At 77.3% G+C, this 2,407-nt stretch carries 2 protein-coding genes; both read right to left on the bottom strand.

Features of this window, described 5'->3' with window-relative positions; all coding sequences use genetic code 11:
- Window positions 1–1,440 (bottom strand): ComEC/Rec2 family competence protein (locus G3I53_RS12605; protein ID WP_164438347.1); only part of this gene is annotated, 1,440 nt, incomplete at its 3' end.
- Complete coding sequence (locus G3I53_RS12600) at window positions 1,437–2,279, bottom strand: ComEA family DNA-binding protein (RefSeq protein WP_343240610.1); 843 nt, start codon at window positions 2,277–2,279, stop codon at window positions 1,437–1,439. The genes G3I53_RS12605 and G3I53_RS12600, both read right to left, overlap by 4 nt.
- Window positions 2,280–2,407 lie beyond the last annotated feature (128 nt).

The raw sequence follows: 2,407 nt of genomic DNA, 5'->3' as shown, positions 1-2,407 counted from the left end.
CGCCTGCGCGGCGCCCGCGGCGGCCAGCGCCTCGGCGAGCCGGGGCGGCAGGCCCCGCCGCCGCAGGCCCTCGCTCCAGCGAGGGGCCATGGTGAGCAGCGCGCCGGTGGCCAGGACGGAGAGCAGGAAGCCGTAACTGCGCGACAGCCACGGGTCGTACAGGACCAGCAGCAGGACCGCCGCGGCCAGCGCCGGGATCAGGGATCTGCGGCGGCCGGTGGCGAGCGCGAGCAGGGCCACCGATCCGCAGGCGGCGGCCCGCAGGACGCTCGGGTCGGGGCGGCACACGATCACGAAGGCGAGCGAGAGCGCCCCGCCGAGTACCGCCGTCCCCCGCAGTGTCAGGCCGATGCGGGGTGCGAGTCCGCGCCGCTCGGCCTGCTGCGCGAGGCCGGGAGGGCCCAGGAACAGGGCGAGGAGGATCGTGAAGTTGGCCCCGGACACCGCCAGCGTGTGGGTGAGGTCCGTCTCCCGGAACGCCTCGTCGAGGTCCGGGGGGACCCGGGCGGTGTCGCCCACGACCAGCCCGGGCAGCAGGGCGCGGGCGTCGGCGGGCAGGTCGTCGGTGGCCTCGCGCAGTCCGGCGCGCAGCCTCCCCGCCAGCCGTTGCGCTCCGGACGGTTCCCCCACGATCTCCGGCCCGCCCGCGCCCTTGGTCCTCAGCACGGCGGCGAACCGGTCGCCGGACGTCGTCGGCGTGAGGCGTGCCTCGACCCGTAACCGGGTGGAGGGCAGGAGCGCGAGCCAGGGGGAGGCTTCAGATTCCGGGCGTGCCCGGGCGGAGGCGCCGTCGCGTCCGGCGGAGCGGTCGTCCACGATCACCAGGACCGGAGTGCGGACCTCGACGGGAGCTTCGCCCGCCCGCTCCACCGTCCGCACGTCGGCCTCGATGAGGAGAGAAGGCGGGGCGAACCCGCCACCGGGGCCCGGTCGGGCGCGCCGGGGGTCGGCGGTGATCTCCACCTCCGCTGTCACCCGCGCGTACTCCCGCGCCAGATCCGGGACCGGGCCGCGCCGCAGGTCGGCGCCGTGCAGACCGGCCGCCACGGCGGCCGTGGCGATGCCGAGCAGCGCGGCGGCGGCGGTGATCCGGGCCCCGGTGGGGACGGAGACGTCCCGGTCCAAGACATTCCGGTCCAAGACGTTCCGGTCCAAGACGTTCCGGTCCAAGACGTTCCGGTCCAGGACGTTAGGGTCCGTGCGGGTGGTTGCGCCGTCTCCGCCGGGCCGGCTGCGGTGCAGCAGCATGAGGACGCCCGCACCCGTGCCGGCGAGCACCGCCACCGCCGCCACCCGGCCGGGCGTGGCGTGCAGGGTGAGCGCGGCCGTGGCCCACACAGCGAGTGCGGGCACGACGAGACGGAGGTCGGCCGGTGCCTCCTGCCGGGGGTGGGACGCGCCGAGGCGGTGCCCTGAGGCGGCGTGGACGGGGTGCCTCATGGCCGGACCAGGTCCCGCAGGTCGGCGAAGCGGCGGTCGCCGATGCCGTTGACCTCGCGGAGTTCGTCGATCGAGCGGAAGCCGCCGTGGCGGGTGCGGTAGTCGATGATGTGCTGCGCCAGCACGGGGCCGACGCCGGGCAGGGTGTCGAGCTGGTCGGCGGTGGCGGTGTTGAGCGACACCGGCGTCACGGGTCCTGCGCCCGCCCGGCCACCCGGGCCACCCGGGCCACCGGGATTGCCCGCGCCGGCCGGGGGTGCCGGGCCCCCGACCACCACCTGCTCCCCGTCCACCAGGAACCTGGCCCGGTTGAGCCCGTCCGTCTTCGTGCCGGGCCGTACTCCGCCCGCCGCGCGCAGCGCGTCCTCGACCCTGGCTCCGGCGGGCAGCCGGTGCACGCCCGGGTCGCGGACCTTGCCGGAGACGTCGACCACGATCTCGGGGCCCGCGGAGCCGGCCGGCGGCCGGGCACCGGAGACGGCGGCCGGCCCCGCCTCCGCGTCCCCTGCTCCGCTCTCCCCCGCCGGCGGATGCGGCGAGGCGGCCCGCAGCACCTCGGGGGCCCGCACCGGCTCGGTCCGCCCGGACCAGAAGTGGTGAGCGGCGAGGGCCACGGCGATCACGAACACCACCGTCAGCGCGATCACATTGCGCCGCTCCAGTCCGCAGCGGGTGCGGACCCACAACGGCATCCGCTCCCGCAGGGCGAGTCCGAACCGCTCCCCGCGCCGGGGGACGTCAGCCTCCTCGTCAGCCTCCCCGTCGGGCGCTGCCAGAGGATCCGGGTGCCCGACCACCGGGTCGAGGCCCCGGGCCACCGGGTCGAGACCCCGGTCCACCGGGTCGGGGGCTCCCGCGTTCCCTCCCGCCGTCCCCGCCCTCGGGTGCGTCGCCGCGGCCACCGCCCAGCGCGGGACGCGCCTCGGCACCGGCCCCGGCCCCGGCCTTCCTCCGGCGGCATCTACGA

This window comes from Streptomyces sp. SID14436, assembly GCF_010548465.1.
In the GTDB taxonomy this organism is placed as follows: domain Bacteria; phylum Actinomycetota; class Actinomycetes; order Streptomycetales; family Streptomycetaceae; genus Streptomyces.
Note: the sequence above shows the minus strand (reverse complement) of the source record. Positions and strands in the feature narration are given on the sequence as shown.